This is a genomic window from Hoyosella levis, from assembly GCF_026008515.1.
Classification (GTDB): domain Bacteria; phylum Actinomycetota; class Actinomycetes; order Mycobacteriales; family Mycobacteriaceae; genus Lolliginicoccus; species Lolliginicoccus levis.
In genome coordinates, this window is the sequence record NZ_BQYM01000001.1 from 220,441 (window position 1) to 235,272 (window position 14,832).

15 protein-coding genes are annotated in these 14,832 nt (G+C 69.4%); 6 read left to right on the plus strand and 9 right to left on the minus strand.

Annotated features, from left to right (window positions below):
- Positions 1 to 56 precede the first annotated feature (56 nt).
- The gene (locus tag QC765_RS01040; protein ID WP_278312559.1) at positions 57 to 1,391 is read left to right on the plus strand and encodes a lysine N(6)-hydroxylase/L-ornithine N(5)-oxygenase family protein; all 1,335 of its coding nucleotides are present in this window, start codon (positions 57 to 59) and stop codon (positions 1,389 to 1,391) included.
- 28 nt (positions 1,392 to 1,419) lie between these two features.
- Here the strand turns inward: QC765_RS01040 and QC765_RS01045 are convergent, their stop codons facing one another.
- Complete coding sequence (locus tag QC765_RS01045; protein ID WP_278312560.1) at positions 1,420 to 1,782, minus strand: hypothetical protein; 363 nt, start codon at positions 1,780 to 1,782, stop codon at positions 1,420 to 1,422.
- A 225-nt stretch (positions 1,783 to 2,007) separates the two neighbouring features.
- On the opposite strand from QC765_RS01045, the gene QC765_RS01050 reads away from it, so the two are divergent.
- Positions 2,008 to 2,352 carry an RNA polymerase-binding protein RbpA gene (locus tag QC765_RS01050; protein ID WP_278312561.1) on the plus strand — a complete coding sequence of 115 codons (345 nt, stop codon included), beginning with the start codon at positions 2,008 to 2,010 and terminating at the stop codon, positions 2,350 to 2,352.
- 72 nt (positions 2,353 to 2,424) lie between these two features.
- On the opposite strand, the gene QC765_RS01055 is transcribed toward QC765_RS01050, so the two are convergent.
- From QC765_RS01055 to QC765_RS01080, 6 genes are all read right to left on the minus strand, one after another.
- Positions 2,425 to 3,240 (minus strand): polyprenol monophosphomannose synthase, encoded by an 816-nt coding sequence (locus QC765_RS01055; protein WP_278312562.1) that lies wholly within the window; start codon positions 3,238 to 3,240, stop codon positions 2,425 to 2,427.
- Between the two features lie 117 nt (positions 3,241 to 3,357).
- On the minus strand, positions 3,358 to 4,899 hold the full coding sequence (gene lnt / locus QC765_RS01060; RefSeq protein ID WP_278312772.1) for an apolipoprotein N-acyltransferase: 1,542 nt from the start codon (positions 4,897 to 4,899) through the stop codon (positions 3,358 to 3,360).
- 56 nt (positions 4,900 to 4,955) lie between these two features.
- Positions 4,956 to 6,566, minus strand: coding sequence for an amidohydrolase (locus QC765_RS01065; RefSeq protein ID WP_278312563.1), 1,611 nt, complete (start codon positions 6,564 to 6,566; stop codon positions 4,956 to 4,958).
- Positions 6,563 to 7,147, minus strand: a complete 585-nt coding sequence (locus QC765_RS01070) for an FxsA family protein (RefSeq protein ID WP_278312564.1) — start codon at positions 7,145 to 7,147, stop codon at positions 6,563 to 6,565. The genes QC765_RS01065 and QC765_RS01070 overlap by 4 nt, the downstream gene beginning before the upstream one ends.
- Before the next feature lie 104 nt (positions 7,148 to 7,251).
- Positions 7,252 to 7,911, minus strand: coding sequence for a response regulator (locus QC765_RS01075; RefSeq protein ID WP_278312565.1), 660 nt, complete (start codon positions 7,909 to 7,911; stop codon positions 7,252 to 7,254).
- A 46-nt stretch (positions 7,912 to 7,957) separates the two neighbouring features.
- Entirely contained in the window at positions 7,958 to 9,115 is a 1,158-nt protein-coding gene (locus QC765_RS01080) for a sensor histidine kinase (protein ID WP_278312566.1), read from the minus strand.
- A gap of 49 nt (positions 9,116 to 9,164) precedes the next feature.
- On the opposite strand from QC765_RS01080, the gene QC765_RS01085 reads away from it, so the two are divergent.
- The 4 genes from QC765_RS01085 to QC765_RS01100 all read left to right on the plus strand — a co-directional run bounded on the left by QC765_RS01085 (position 9,165) and on the right by QC765_RS01100 (position 13,091).
- Positions 9,165 to 9,494 carry a hypothetical protein gene (locus QC765_RS01085; RefSeq protein WP_278312567.1) on the plus strand — a complete coding sequence of 110 codons (330 nt, stop codon included), beginning with the start codon at positions 9,165 to 9,167 and terminating at the stop codon, positions 9,492 to 9,494.
- Between the two features lie 235 nt (positions 9,495 to 9,729).
- Complete coding sequence (locus QC765_RS01090) at positions 9,730 to 11,247, plus strand: TldD/PmbA family protein (protein WP_278312568.1); 1,518 nt, start codon at positions 9,730 to 9,732, stop codon at positions 11,245 to 11,247.
- On the plus strand, positions 11,244 to 12,635 hold the full coding sequence (locus tag QC765_RS01095; RefSeq protein WP_278312569.1) for a metallopeptidase TldD-related protein: 1,392 nt from the start codon (positions 11,244 to 11,246) through the stop codon (positions 12,633 to 12,635). The genes QC765_RS01090 and QC765_RS01095 overlap by 4 nt, the downstream gene beginning before the upstream one ends.
- Before the next feature lie 261 nt (positions 12,636 to 12,896).
- Positions 12,897 to 13,091: a hypothetical protein gene (locus QC765_RS01100; protein WP_278312570.1), complete on the plus strand. Its 195-nt coding sequence runs from the start codon at positions 12,897 to 12,899 to the stop codon at positions 13,089 to 13,091.
- Positions 13,092 to 13,231: 140 nt separating this feature from the next.
- On the opposite strand, the gene QC765_RS01105 is transcribed toward QC765_RS01100, so the two are convergent.
- Together QC765_RS01105 and QC765_RS01110 are read right to left on the minus strand one after the other, a co-directional pair.
- Positions 13,232 to 13,612: a PPOX class F420-dependent oxidoreductase gene (locus QC765_RS01105; protein ID WP_278312571.1), complete on the minus strand. Its 381-nt coding sequence runs from the start codon at positions 13,610 to 13,612 to the stop codon at positions 13,232 to 13,234.
- Between the two features lie 17 nt (positions 13,613 to 13,629).
- Positions 13,630 to 14,706 carry an ABC transporter ATP-binding protein gene (locus QC765_RS01110; protein ID WP_278312572.1) on the minus strand — a complete coding sequence of 359 codons (1,077 nt, stop codon included), beginning with the start codon at positions 14,704 to 14,706 and terminating at the stop codon, positions 13,630 to 13,632.
- Between the last annotated feature and the right edge of the window lie 126 nt (positions 14,707 to 14,832).

Here is a 14,832-nt window from a genome sequence, read left to right on the forward strand (position 1 = left end):
CGGTGAGGCAATCCTTATCACGACCGCATTGAACGCCACTTCGGAACGGGGAGAACATGACAGCGTCGGCGAGCACCATCGGCCACGGGGCGGAACACGTCCACGACGTCATCGGCATCGGTTTCGGCCCCTCAAACCTCGCGCTCGCCATCGCGCTCGAGGAGCACAACGCTGACGCCGAGTCCGCGCCCCTCTCCGCGGTTTTCCTCGAGAAGCAGGACCGCTTCGGCTGGCATCGCGGCATGCTGCTCGACGGCACGACCATGCAGATCGCGTTCCCCAAGGATCTCGTCACCTTCCGCAACCCGCGCAGCCCCTACACGTTCCTGTCCTACCTGCACGCACAGGGACGCCTCGTCGACTTCGTCAATCACCAGACGTTCTTCCCCACCCGCCACGAGTTCCACGACTACCTCGAGTGGGCCGCCGACAACGTCTCCGCCGACGTGCGCTACTCCACCACCGTCACGAGCATCGAGCCCGATCCCGATACCGACGGCATCGCTCGCCGGTTCATCGTCACCACCAGCACGGGCGCGACGTTCCGCGCCCACAACGTCGTCGTCGCGGTCGGCTTGCGCGAGAAGCACCCCGAATGGGCCACCGCATCATCACGGTGCTTCCATAACCATCGCTTCCTCGAGCACGTCGCTGCCATGCCCGAGCCCACCAACCAGCGGTTCGCGGTGATCGGAGCCGGACAGAGCGCCGCGGAGATCGTCGATTACCTCCACGCCAACTTTCCCGGCGCCGAGGTGCATAACGTGTTCTCCCGCTTCGGGTACAGCCCCGCCGACGACTCCCCCTACGCCAACCGCATCTTCGACCCCAGCGCTGTCGACGAGTTCCACGGTGCCCCCGCCGAGGCACGGCAGCGGCTCCTCGAGATCCACCGCAGCACCAACTATGCCGTTGTCGATCTCGAGCTGATCAATAAGCTCTACGCCGCCGAGTACCAGGAGCGCGTCCGCGGCCCGCGCAGGCTGTTCATGCGCCGCGGCAGCCACGTCACCGGCATCGAGGAGCACGCCTCGGGCATCGACGTGCAGGTCCGCTCCGAGCTCACCGGCGAGGAGGAGCGCCTGGCGTGCGATGCGGTGGTCCTCGCGACCGGATTCGCCCCGGCTCCCCTCGCGCCCATCCTCGGCGACATCGTGCCCGCGGATCCGCGCGACCGACAGATCTCGCGCGATTACCGCGCCGTCACCGCCCCCACGATCCAGGGCGGCATCTACTTCCAGGGCGGTGTCGAGCACAGCCACGGCCTGACGTCGTCGCTGTTGTCGAACGTCGCGGTGCGCAGCGGCGACATCCTGCGCTCGATCGTCCGCAACCGCGCGGTGACCGTGCCCGGATGGATGCAGCAGGCCCCCGAGCGCGCGAGCGCCTGAGGCTCACCGCGACGGCCTTCCTGCAGAGCTACCGCAGGCGCTCGGCGTCGCGCGCGACATCGGTGAGCCGGGACACGAGCTCGCGCAGCTCCGCCCGGGGCGCGTCCTCGTCGAGCGCGGTCGCGACGTCCTCGGCGGCGCAGCGCACCGCGAAAGCCCGGTCCGAGAGGGCGGCGGCCTCTTCCGCGGACAGCACGACAGCGTTCTCCGGGATGCTGGTCCCGCGCAGGCTGCTGCGATGCTCGTACGCGCGTTGCCGACAGGATTGCCGGCAGTACTGGCGCCGTCGCCCCATGCCGGTGTCGATGACTTCCCTACCGCACCAGGCGCACGGGTGCGGTCGCCGAGTTGCTGCTGCCACGAGAGCACACACTAGCGGCAACCGGCCCATACTGGCAGCCCCACACCGGGCGCCCCATACCGGGAGCCCAGCGCCGGCATGGCAACGGGCCCAGGCGGGCCACCGCCAGCACGGGCCAGGGAGTAGGATATTGCGACCGGGCCGCGGGAACTTCTGCGCCGCCCACGGCGTTGAGTATTGTGTACGGTCCGCGGCGCGTATCGCGGACCCACCGGACCAGCAAGCTTTTGTGTCCGACGAGGAGAGGGTATTGCCATGGCAGATCGCGTACTTCGAGGAAGCCGCCTCGGTGCGGTGAGCTACGAGACCGACCGCGACCACGACCTCGCTCCCCGCCGCTACGCCCGCTACCGCACGCCCAGCGGCGAGGAGTTCGACATCCCGTTCGCCGATGAGGCCGAGATCCCCGGAGTGTGGATCTGCAAGAACGGCGAAGAGGGCGAGCTGATGGAGGGCACCGCGGCCGAGGCCAAGAAGGTCAAGCCGCCGCGCACCCACTGGGACATGCTGCTCGAGCGGCGCAGCGAGAAGGACCTCGAGGAGCTGCTCCAGGAGCGCCTCGAGCTGCTCAAGAAGCGGCGCCGCGGCATCACCACCTGATCCAGCGCCACAGTGACAGCGCCCCCTGCCGGATGAGCGCCGGCAGGGGGCGCTGTCGTCTCCGCGTCCTCGCTAGCGCGACACGCGCGCGGAGTCGGCCTGATAGGACTTGCGCAGCCGCTTGATCTTCTCGATGCGATACCGGATCCCCCACTGGGTCACCTTCATCAGCGCCTCGCGAACGATGTTTCCGCTCATCTTCGACTCGCCGCGCTCGCGCTCGGTGAAGGTGATCGGCACTTCCGTGACGTTGAAACCGGACTGGATGGACCGCCACGCGAGATCGACCTGGAAGCAGTAGCCATGCGACTCCACCGCATCGAGGCTGAGCGTCTCGAGGACCCTGCGCCGGAACGCGCGATAGCCACCAGTGATGTCCTTCAGCGGCGCTCCGAGCGCGAGGCGCGAGTAGATATTGCCGCCGCGCGAGAGCCATTCGCGACGCTTGGGCCAGTTCACCACGGTGCCGCCGGGCACGTAGCGGGAGCCGAGAACGAGGTCGTAGCCGCCGTCGATCTGATCGAGCAGGCGATGCAGCTGCTCGGGCGCGTGGCTGCCATCGGCATCCATCTCGACGAGCACCTCGTAGTCGCGTTCGAGGCCCCAGCCGAAGCCAGCGATGTAGGCGGCACCGAGGCCGTTCTTCTCCGTGCGGTGCATCACGTGGATGCGGCCCCGCTCGTCCGCCGCGGCGAGCTCGTCCGCGAGCTGGCCCGTGCCGTCGGGGCTGCCGTCATCAACGATGAGCGCGTGCACGTGCGGAAGCGAATTGTGCAGCCGCTCGATGATGATGCCGAGGTTGTCGCGCTCGTTGTAGGTGGGAATGATCACCAGCGTGCGCGCGCTTGGCCTCGTGTCGGGGCTGTCCCCGGATGTGCCCGGCGTCATTGTCGTCCTTCCTGCCGCCATGGTCCTTGCGTGGAGTGTTCCCCGCTGAATCTATCCCGTAAGGGTCCCGCACGGGGTCGGCTGGGCCAAAACGCCACGCCCCCTAGCGTGTACGCATCAGGTGGAGGCCGGCTCCCTGGTCATCGGTCGTTCCTGCTCACGGCCGCGGGCGAGCGCGAGGAGCAGCGCGAGGACCGCAGCAGCGACGAGCCCGCGCTCCGTCCATGCGCCGAGGCGGGTCGCCACGGTCAGCTCCGTGCTCAGCGGCAGCTCCGCGATGAGCACGTCGCGCTCGAAGATCCCCGATTCGGCGATCACTGACCCGTCGGGAAGCACTAGGGCGCTCACCCCGCTCGTAGCGGCGACAACGACCGCGCGGCCATGCTCGACCGCCCGCACCCGGGACATGGCGAGCTGCTGGTAGGTCATGTCTGGCTCATCGGGGGTGGTGAACGTCGCGTTGTTCGTTGGCACGGCGAGGAGCTGCGCGCCCGAGCGCACCGCGGTGGCGAGAGCGCGATCGAATGCCACCTCGTAGCAGGTGGCGATGCCCAGCGGCACGCCTCCGGCATTGATCACCCAGTCGCTGTCCCCGGGCACGAAATTGCCGGCGAGGTCGACGTAGTCGGAGAACAGGCGGAAGAAGCCGCGCATCGGCATGTACTCGCCGAACGGCTGGATGATCGACTTGTCATGCCGATCCACCGGGCCCGCGACCGGATCCCACGTGATGACGCTATTGGTGAACGTGCCATCCCCGTTGTAGAGCACCGCGCCCACCACGATGGGCACGCCGATCCGCCGGGCCGCGGCCGTGATGAGGCTTGACGCCTCGGAATCGCGCAGGGGGTCCACATCGGAGGAGTTCTCGGGCCAGATGACGAGATCGGGCTGGGGCTGCTCGCCCCGCTCGACCGCCGCCGCGAGCTCCAGGGTCGCTTCGACGTGGTTGGTGAGCACGGCGCGGCGCTGGGCGTTGAAAGCCAGGCCCAGGCGTGGCACGTTCCCCTGGACCGCGGCAACGGTCAGCGTCGACGACCCAGCAGGGGCGGGCGAGACAGTGGGCGCCATCGCGGCGGCGGTGCCGACCACGAGAAGCAGGCTCACCACCGTTGCTCCGGCGTCGCGGAGGTCGCGGTGCGCGATCGCGGTGCCCAGCAGCAGCACGGCCATCCCGAGCAGGGCCACGACCGTGCTGAGCAGCGGGGCGCCGCCGAGCGCAGCGATCGGTAGCAACGGGGATTCCGATTGCCCGAAAGCCAGCCTGCCCCAGGGGAAGCCGCCGAACGGGAAGCTCGATCGCAGCCACTCGGTCGCCGCCCATAATGCGGGGATCACGGCCACCGCCACATAGCGGGGCAGCCGCCACGCCACGACCGCGCCTGCACCGAACAGTCCCATGTACAGAGCGCACACCAGTGCCAGGGCGAGCCACGGCACGGGGCCGACATACATGCCCACCCAGGGCAGCAGCGGGATGAGGAACCCAGCCCCGGCGAGGAAGCCGTGGCCGAAGCCCGCCCGCGCGCTGATGGGGCGACCCGCCCAACCGGTGAGCACGCCCACCAGCAGCGCGATGCCCAGCGGGGCGGCGTACCAGTGCGGGCTCGGCGGGAAGCTCAGGTACAGCAGGACGCCCGCGAGCACCGAGAGGGCCATCCGGGCGGCCTGCCGCGCCACCACCGGCCTGTCAATCACCGGTTCCGCGACAGCGGTCACTGGCCGCGCTCGTAGATCGTGACGCCGTCGCGCACCGTGCGCAGGCACACGGGCAGCGGCGCATCGAGGTCGGGCAGCGGTGGCACGCGCGACCGGGGATCGGTCGACCATCGCTGCACCGCATCGCGGGGCGCGGAGATGACGAGGTCACCGGCTTCCCACACCGCGTAGGAGGCGGGCGCTCCCGGCACGAGCGTGCCCGCGACACCGTCACGGACACCTCCGGCGCGCCATGCGCCACGGGTGGCGGCGGAGAACGCGGCGCGCGGCGAGATGCCGCTGCCCGGGGTCTGGTGCTGCACCGCGGCGCGGATCATCGGCCACGGATCGATCGGCGTGACGGGGCTATCGGAGCCGAACGCGAGGGAAACTCCGGTGGCGGCGAGCATGGCGAACGGGTTGAGCGTGGCGGCGCGATCGGCACCGAGGCGCTGCGCGTACATGCCATCCGGGCCGCCCCACAGCGCGTCGAACATCGGCTGCATGCTGGCGATCACGCCGAGGCGGGCGAGCACGCCGGCCTGCTCGCGCGTGATCATCTCCACGTGCTCGAGGCGGTGGCCGCAGGCGGCGACGGCGCGCACGCCGCATTGCTGCTCGGCGCGCTCGAGCGCATCGATCGCGGCCGTGACGGCGGCATCGCCGATGACGTGGAACCCGGACTGGATCCCGGCCTCGGTGCAGGCGATGAGGTGGGCGGCCATCGTGTCGGCGTCGAGGTAGGTGCGCCCGTACTGGTGCTGGCAGCCTATGGCTGGCTCGGCATAGGGATCGGTGAGCCAGGCGGTGCGCGAGCCGATCGCGCCATCGGCGAACAGGTCGCCACCGAGGGACTGGGCGCCGGTTGCCGCGAGCAGGTCCTTGGCCTCCGCGGCGGTGGCGACGGCTTGCCCCCAGTAGCCGCGCACCTGCACCCCGTGCTCGGTGCCGAGCAGGTCGAGGAAATCGTCGAGCCCGGAGATGTCGGGGCCACCGCACTCGTGCACGCACACCACGCCCCGCGACGCGGCGCGATCCAGCACGGCGGTCCGGGCGGCGGCACGCTGCACGGGGCTGAGCAGCTCGCTGGCGCGATGCCGCACGAGGTGGTGCGCCTCGGCCGTCAGGGGCCCGTCGGGGGCGAACCCGGGCGCGCCCGTCAGGCCCGCGGTGGCCTCGCGCAGCGCGGTGGACGCGGCAGCGGAATGGGCGTCGATGCGCACCGCGTACACGGCGAGGCCGGGTGCTGCCGCGTCGAGATCGCTCGTGGTGGGGGGCTGCTGCCCGGCCCAGGTGGTCTCGTCCCAGCCGGTCGCCCAGATCACGTCGCCCGGGTGGACCGCCGCATGCGCGCCCAGTCGCTCGATCAGCTCGTCGCGGCTGGCGCAATCGGTGAGATCGAGGCTGGTGAGCTGCAGCCCCGCCGCAGTGACATGCACGTGCGGGTCCACGAAGCCGGGCGTGATGAACGCGCCCTCGAGGTCGATGATCTCGGCATCGGGGTGCAGGGCGCGGCCGGGGCGTTCCTCGCCGAGCCACACGATGGTGCCGTCGGTGACGGCCATGGTCGTGGCGTCGGGATTGGTGGGGCTATAGATGCGCCCGCCGACGAGCAGCTGGGTGCTCACTGGCGCGGATCCTCCTCGTTCGGGTCCTGGATGTCCCCGGGCTGTGGTCCGGCCGGGGGCGGCGGGGCGATCTCGCCCTCGATGATCGTGCCATCCTCGGCCGTGGGCCGGGTGCTGGTGTCGACGACCTCGCCGTCGACGATGGTGCCGCCCCGGCGCGACCCCCCGGGCCCCTGGCCCATGCCCGGGAAGCCCATCCCGCGGTAGCCCATCCTTTCGGCGGCCTTCTGCTGCTGGCGGAAGAACAGGTAGGGCACCACCGGGCGCAGCAGGACCCGGGTGGGCGGGAACAGCAGCAGCAGGCCCATCGCGCTGGTGACGATGCCGGGAATGGTCAGCAGGATCCCGGCGATGCCCAGGGTGGCGGTATCCGCGAGAGCACTCGCCGGGGAACCCTCGCCGTGCATCGCGGCGGAGACCTGCCGCATCGACGACCGGGTCTGGGAGGCGAACAGCACCGAGCCGGCCACGATGCTGCCCAGGATGATTGCGAGGGTCCACCAGAAACCGACCAGCGAGACCAGGCCCGCGATCGCGGCGACCTCGACGATGATGTAGACGAGCAGGATCAGCAGTGGCACGCGTCAGCCCTTTCCAGTGGTGCGTTCGTGCCCTCCCAGTGTTCCCTATCCTGCCGCTGCGGGCTAATGCGCGGGCAGGATGGGTGGCAACGATGACGAGGGGCTCAGGCTCCGGGCGTGACAAGCCCGTTCTCGTAGGCGAACACCACGGCCTGCACGCGGTCGCGCACACCGAGCTTCGCGAGCACGCGTCCGACGTGCGTCTTCACGGTCGCCTCCGTCAGGTGCAAGGTGGCGCCGATCTCGGCATTGGACATGCCTGCCGCGATCAGCCCGAGCACTTCCCGCTCCCGCTCGGTGAGCTCGGACACCACCGCGGGCGGGGTGGCCGGGCCGGTGGTGCCTGTCAGCATCCGGTCGAGCAGGCGCCGGGTCACCTTCGGCGAGACGACGGCATCCCCGGCGGCTACGGAACGGATCGCCGAGACGAGCTCCTCGGGCGGGGTGTCCTTGAGCAGGAACCCGCTCGCGCCGGCGTTCAGCGCCCCGAGCACGTGCTCGTCGAGGTCGAACGTCGTCATCACGAGAACGCGCGTGGAGGCGCATCGCTCGGTGATCCGCGCCGTCGCCGTCACGCCGTCCATCACCGGCATGCGCACGTCCATCAGCACCACATCGGGGCAGTGAATCTCGGCCTGCCGCACGGCCTCGGCACCATCACCGGCCTCGCACACCACGGTCAGGCCCGGGTGGGCATCGATGATCATGCGCAGGCCCATGCGCATGAGTTCCTGGTCGTCGACGAGAAGAACGGATATCGGCACCAGCCCAGACTAGTAGGCGGGCAGAGCAGTAGCAGTTCGTCGCTTCCTACTCCGGTGCGGCGGGCAGCGTCGCGGTGACGCGCCATCCATCGCCCGGCAGCTCCTCGGTGCACAGCTTCCCGCCGAGGACCGCGACGCGCTCGCGCATGCCCACGATGCCGTTGCCGCTGCCGTGCCCCTGGCGCGCGATGCCATTGCCACCTTGATCGGTGACCGAGACAGTGACCTCCTCGTGGGCGCGCTCGACGACAACGGTGGCCCTGGCGCCGTCCCCGGCGTGGCGGAGGACGTTGGTCAGCGATTCCTGCACGATCCGCTTGATGCCGAGTCCGAGCGCGGGGGCGAGCGCGTCGACATCCCCGGTGATCTCGAGCTCGACAGGCAGGCCAGCGTCGCGCATCAAGGCGGCGGTGCGAGCGAGGCCAGCGGTGCCGTAGTCGAGGACCTCGTTGGTGGTGGTCTCGTCGCGCAGCAGGGCCAGGGTGCGGCGCAGCTCGGTGAGCGCTTCCCGCCCCGTCGAGGCGACGGTGCGCAACGCTTTCTCCGCTACATCGGGATTGCTGCGCACCGCATAGGAGGCGCCCTCGGCCTGCACGATCATCACGCTCACCGAATGAGCAACCACATCATGCAGCTCGCGGGCGATGCGGGTGCGCTCGGCAGCGACGGCATCCTCCGCGCGCCGGTCCCGATCCGTCTCGGCGATCTCCAGGCGCGCCGCGATCTCCTCGTGGTGGCGGTGGCGGACCGAGACGATCTCCGCGACAGCCCAGGCCAGCAGGTAGAAGCCAGCGAGGTAGAAAACGGTCTCCGGCATCTCGTAGCCGAGCCAGATGATCTTCACGGCGGTATCCGCGCCGAGGCACAGCAGGTAGATCGCGGCGATCCAGCGGCGGGAATGCACCACCAGCGAGTACAGCGCCACGATCAGCAGCAGGCCCGCGGGATGGCCCACCCAGTCATTGTCGAACCGCGCGAGCACCAACGACGAGACGATGGAGACAAGCAGGATCGCGTAGGCGGAGGCAGTGGGCGCCGTGCGGCGCAGCACGGTCGGCGCGCACAGCAGCACACCGAGTGCGAGGAACACGGCCGGATCGTCGCTGCGCTGCGCGGCGAGCGCCTCGAACATCACGAACACGAGTGCGAGCAGCCCGTCGGCGAACCTCGGCTCGTCCCGGATCCAGCGAGTGATGCGCTCCACGGTCAGACAGCCTAGGCGCCCATGCCGTGCGGTCGCCATACTGGGCGTCATGGATGCCGCTCGCCTCTCCCCCGTCGCATGCCCCGCCGTGCCGTCGCCAGAGCGGTTCACGCGCACCGAGCAGAAGTTCCTGGGCCTCGTGGCGATCGCTCTGGTCGTCCTCGGGGCGATGGTGGCGCTCCGGAATGTTGGCTGGCTGGGCGGCGAGACCACTGTAGGGACCCTGACCTCCGCGATCGGCTACATCGGCCTCGGCGCGGGCACCTGGGCACGGGCCATCGCGCGCCGCCGTGGACTGATCTGCAACTCCGTGTGGGTGGGATTCGCCGTGGCGCTCGCGATCTGGGGCACGGGGACGGTTGTTCTCGCGGTGGTGTAGGTGGGGTGGGGGGTTTCGGGGCGCTTGCCGCACGGGGCCCCGCGAGTGTGCACAAGCCGCACGGGGCCCCGCGAGTGTGCACAAAACGACAGACCCAGGGCGAAATCGTGTCGTTTTTCGCACACTCGCGGCCCCGCCACGCAGCACACTCGCGAGGCCGGCTGAACACACGCCCCGCACCCCCTCCCCGCCGCGCCACTGGTAGCGCACCCACACTGCGGCTAGCCTCGCAGGGGTGAGCCTGACCCGATCGATCGATGCTGACTTCCTGGACCTGCCAACCCGTTTGCTGACCGACGCGGTGCTCGACGCTGCGCGGGAGGCGGGTGCCTCGCACGCGGATGTGCGGGTGCACCGGCTGCGGTCGCGATCGTTGCGCCTGCGCGATGGCGCGGTGGAGTCGGCGAATGATTCCTCGACGGTGGGGCTGGCGGTGCGGGTGATCGTTGACGGCACGTGGGGGTTCGCCTCGCACGCGCTGCTCAGTCCGGATATCGGGGCGCAGGTAGCGCGCGAGGCGGTCGCGGTGGCGCGGGCGATGCGGGCGCTGAACCGGGAGCAGGTGGAGCTCGCGCCGGAGCCTGTGTACAAGGATGCGTCGTGGGTGTCGTCGTACGAGGTGGATCCGTTCGAGCTGCCGGTGCGCGAGCAGGTCGATGTGCTCGCCGCCTACTCGGAGCGGCTGCTGCGCGCGCCGGGGGTGGATCATGCGACGGCGTCGTGCCTGGCGGTCAAGGAGCAGGTCTACTACGCGGACTCGGCGGGCTCGTCGATCACCCAGCAGCGGGTGCGGGTGCATCCGCAGCTCGAGGCGGTCACCGTTGATGAGGTCTCGGGCGCGTTCGAGTCGATGCGCACGCTGGCCCCGCCGACGGGCCGCGGGTGGGAGTACGTGACGGGCGCCGATTGGGACTGGGACACCGAGCTCGCCCGCATCCCCGACTGGCTCGCCGAGAAGGCCGTCGCGCCGTCGGTTGTGGCCGGGCCGACGGACCTGGTGATCGATCCGACGAACCTGTGGCTGACCATCCACGAGTCGATCGGGCATGCCACGGAGTACGACCGCGCCATCGGCTACGAGGCCGCCTACGCGGGCACGTCCTTCGCCACTCCGGACAAGCTGGGCACGCTGCGCTATGGCACGCCGATCATGCACGTCACCGCGGATCGCACGGTGGAGCATGGCCTGGCGACCGTGGGGTTCGATGACGAGGGCGTCGCGGGGCAATCCTGGGACCTGGTGCGCGATGGCGTGCTGGTCGGCTACCAGGTGGATCGCACGTTCGCGCCCCGGCTGGGCCTGGAGCGCTCCAATGGCTGCTCGTACGCCGATTCGCCGCATCATGTGCCGATCCAGCGGATGCCGAACGTGTCCCTGCAGCCGGACCCGGAGGTGGACCGCACCACCGAGGAACTGATCGGCATGGTCGACGATGGCCTGTACGTGGTGGGTGATCGGTCCTGGTCGATCGATATGCAGCGCTACAACTTCCAGTTCACCGGGCAACGGTTCTTCCGCATCCGCGATGGCAAGCTCGCCGGGCAGGTGCGCGATGTGGCTTACCAGTCCACCACGACCGATTTCTGGGGCTCGATGGAGGCGGTCGGTGGACGTGGCACCTGGCAGCTCGCGGGCGCCTTCAACTGCGGCAAGGCCCAGCCCGGCCAGGTCGCGGCGGTCAGCCATGGTTGCCCGTCAGCGTTGTTCCGGCAGGTCAACGTGCTCAACACGCGACAGGAGGGCGAGGCATGATCGCCGCGCAGGAGTTGATCGAGCAGGTGCTTGCCGTCTCGATGGCCGACGATGTGGCCGTGATCGTCTCGGACGTCTCCGAGGCTTCGCTGCGGTGGGCGAACAGCTCGATGACCACCAATGGCTCCTCGCTATACCGGGAGTGGTCGGTGGTGTCGTTCATCGCGGGCACCGGGGGCGTCTCGGTGGGCGTGGTCGATAGCGCGAGCGTGGACGCGGGCGATATCGCCGATGTGGTGCGGGCAAGCGAGGAGACAGCGCGCGCGGCCGCGCCCTCGACCGAGGCGATGCCGCTGGTGCCCGGCGAGCAGCCTGATGGCGAAACCGATAGCGCCGACTGGACCAAGCCTGCCGCGACTACCTCGATCGAGGTGTTCGGTGGCCTCGTCGCTCCCCTCTCCGCTGCATTCGATGGTCCCGACCGGTTGTTCGGGTTCGCGCATCACGTGGTACGCACTACCTGGCTGGGCACCAGCGCGGGCCTGCACCGCCGCTGGGTGCAGCACACCGGGTCCATCGAGATCAATGGCAAGCGCGATCATGGCACGCATGTGGCCAGTGCCTGGGCGGGCGCCGGGACGACCGATTTCCGCGACGTCGATGCCGATGCGTTGCTGCGCGAGCTTGACCGGCGGCTCGGCTGGGCGCGTCACCGCGTGGAGCTGCCCGCGGGGCGCTACGAGGTGATCCTGCCGCCCTCCGCGGCGGCGGACCTGATGATCCCGCTGCTGTGGTCCTTGAGCGGCCGCAGCGCGCACGAGGGCCGCTCTGCGTTCTCCCGTCCAGGCGGCGGCACTCGCGTCGGCGAGCAGATCGCGGCACTGCCGCTGGCGCTGCGCACCGATCCGCGCGCCGAGGGAATCGAGGCCATCCCGTTCGTGGCGACCTCATCGTCATCCGAGGACGTGTCGGTGTTCGACAATGGGTTGCCCATCGAGGCGGTCGAGTGGATTGCCGACGGCAAGCTCGCGGCACTGCCCTATAGCCGGGCCGGAGCGGCACAGCATGTCGCCTTGCCGGCGCAGGCCGCGCACAACCTCGAGCTCTCTGGGGGCTCGGAGGCGACGATCGAGGACATGGTGCGCGCCACCAAGCGAGGGCTGCTGCTGACCTGCTTGTGGTACATCCGGGAGGTCGATCCGGCGACGGTGCTGCTCACCGGCCTGACCCGCGATGGTGTCTACCTGATCGAGGATGGCGAGATCGTGGGCGAGGTGAACAACTTCCGCTTCAACGAGAGTCCGATCAGCCTGCTCGGGCGTGCTGCCGAGGCGGGGGCGAGCGAGAGGACCTTGCCGCGCGAATGGGCGGACTGGTTCACCCGCGCGATCATGCCGCCGCTGCGCATCCCGGATTTCCACATGTCGTCAGTGAGCCAGGCCACCTGATCGTGTAGCAAAGACCTTCTGGAGCAGTCCCGCTCAGTGGACAGGCGGGCGTGCGAGCAGGAAGTTCCCGGAAGCCGGGCTGCTCGCCGGGATCTGTTGGTGGTCAACCGCTCCCCTGCTCCTGCGGCCGCGCGCCCGCTTTGCCCAGACATTGCTCGTAACAAGCATGCCTTTCGAATGTCACTTTGGCCCGATACATTTTTTGCAGGCCTTTACTACCACCACGATTACTACCACCACGATCCGGAAAGGCAGGTGGCCATGACAGGGACAGCAGCAGCGCTCCGCTACGCCGCCGTCGCCGCCGGTTCCGCGGTTGCCCTCGCGGCCGCCGTGCTCACCCCGCTCGGCACCCAGGCCAGCCTGCCCGATCCCCCGGCCCATGCGCAGGTAGCCAATGCTGCGGGTGCTGATTCCGGCGGTGCTGTCGCCAGCGCCCACCTGGGCACCAGATAACTCCAGTGGGCGCTCAGCGATGCCGCTCCTGCCACCCATAGTTGCTTCCTGCCACCATCACCGGCAGCTGCCACCAAAATCTCAGTGGCAGCTGGTGCGGATGGGTGGCAGGTACTGGCTTGCGGTAGCAGATCCCAGCGCTAGACCAGCTCAAGGGCAATGCCGATCGTGCCGCGCCGCCCGCGCCGCAGCAGGCTCCCCTTGACGAGGAGCTTCCCGAGGACCCCGTACTTCTCGGCGATGAGGCGGCGAGCAAGCTCGGTGCCATCCTGGTCAAGGATCTCGGCGCGCGCCTCGACCGCGTCGCCGCTGGGCTTGCCACGCGCTCCGCAAACCGCGATGGTGACGCGCGGGTCCCGCCCGATGCGCTTGACCTTGTAGGAACTGGTCTCGGTCCACACCAGCAGCCGGTCGCCGTCGGCAGCCACCCACAGGGGCGTGCCCACTGGATTGCCATCCTTGCGGAAGCTATTCAGCAGCACATACTTCGCCGCAGCGAGATCGTCGAACGTCGGAGCCATGCGCACAGCGTATCCCGCTACCGGGGCAGTCGCTCGCCATCGCCGCGCGGGGCGAACAAGTGAACGTTGCCAGCATCGATCGTGACGTGGATCGTCTCGCCCTTGCGCGGCGGGCTCCGCCAGTCCACGCGCGCCACGATGTCCTGCTCCGCCCCCGCGATCTCGGCCCGTCCGTAGATGAAGGCCTCGGAACCAAGCTCCTCGACGACATCGACCTCCATGCTCAGCCCCTCGTCGCCAACAGCGAGGTGCTCGGGCCGAATGCCGACCACGACTTCCGTGCCCGCTATGGCAGCAGCGTCGCGGATGAGCTGGATCACAGCATCCCCGATGCGCACGGCATCCCCCTCGAGCGGGACCGTGTAGAGGTTCATGGCGGGCGATCCGATGAACCCGGCGACAAACACGTTGGCAGGATTGCGGTAGAGCTCGCGCGGGTTGTCGCATTGCTGCAGCACGCCGTGGTTGAGAACGGCCACCCGGTCCCCCATCGTCATGGCCTCCACCTGGTCGTGGGTGACATACACGGTGGTAGTGCCGAGACGCCGCTGCAGCTGGGCGATCTGCGTGCGGGTCTGCACGCGCAGCTTCGCATCGAGGTTCGACAGCGGCTCGTCCATCAGGAAGACCTGCGGCTGGCGGACGATCGCCCGGCCCATCGCGACTCGCTGCCGCTGCCCGCCCGAGAGCGCCTTCGGCTTGCGGTCGAGGAAATCGGCGAGGCCGAGCAGGTCCGCGGCCGCGGCGACGCGCTCGCGGATCTCCGCCTTGGGCGTCTTGGCGAGCTTGAGGGAGAAGCCCATGTTCTCGCCCACCGTCATGTGCGGGTAGAGGGCGTAGTTCTGGAACACCATGGCGATGTCCCGGTCCTTCGGGTCGAGGTGGGTGACATCCTTCTCGCCGATGCGGATGTGGCCACCATCGACGTCCTCGAGGCCGGCGAGCATCCGCAGGCTCGTGGATTTCCCGCAGCCGGACGGGCCGACGAGGACGAGGAACTCGCCGTCCTCGATGTGCAGGTCGAGCTGATCGACAGCGGGGGTGGTGGAGCCGGGATAGATGCGGGTGATCTTGTCGAAGGTGATCGGGGCCATGCGCTGTGGTGTTCCCTTCACCGGCAGGAACGTGCCGGACGATCCGAGTGCGGGGAATGGTCGTGGACGACACTAGACGAGCCTGGCGGCCATGCCGGGGTTTTCGCCGCGCGGGGTGTCCCAAGC

Coding starts and splice junctions, on each gene's coding strand:
- QC765_RS01040 (WP_278312559.1), top strand. CDS start 57: ATGACAGCGTCGGCGAGCACCATCGGCCACGGGGCGGAACACGTCCAC.
- QC765_RS01045 (WP_278312560.1), bottom strand. CDS start 1,782: ATGGGCCGGTTGCCGCTAGTGTGTGCTCTCGTGGCAGCAGCAACTCGG.
- QC765_RS01050 (WP_278312561.1), top strand. CDS start 2,008: ATGGCAGATCGCGTACTTCGAGGAAGCCGCCTCGGTGCGGTGAGCTAC.
- QC765_RS01055 (WP_278312562.1), bottom strand. CDS start 3,240: ATGACGCCGGGCACATCCGGGGACAGCCCCGACACGAGGCCAAGCGCG.
- lnt (WP_278312772.1), bottom strand. CDS start 4,899: ATGGCCCTCTCGGTGCTCGCGGGCGTCCTGCTGTACCTGAGCTTCCCG.
- QC765_RS01085 (WP_278312567.1), top strand. CDS start 9,165: ATGGATGCCGCTCGCCTCTCCCCCGTCGCATGCCCCGCCGTGCCGTCG.
- QC765_RS01095 (WP_278312569.1), top strand. CDS start 11,244: ATGATCGCCGCGCAGGAGTTGATCGAGCAGGTGCTTGCCGTCTCGATG.
- QC765_RS01100 (WP_278312570.1), top strand. CDS start 12,897: ATGACAGGGACAGCAGCAGCGCTCCGCTACGCCGCCGTCGCCGCCGGT.
- QC765_RS01105 (WP_278312571.1), bottom strand. CDS start 13,612: ATGGCTCCGACGTTCGACGATCTCGCTGCGGCGAAGTATGTGCTGCTG.
- QC765_RS01110 (WP_278312572.1), bottom strand. CDS start 14,706: ATGGCCCCGATCACCTTCGACAAGATCACCCGCATCTATCCCGGCTCC.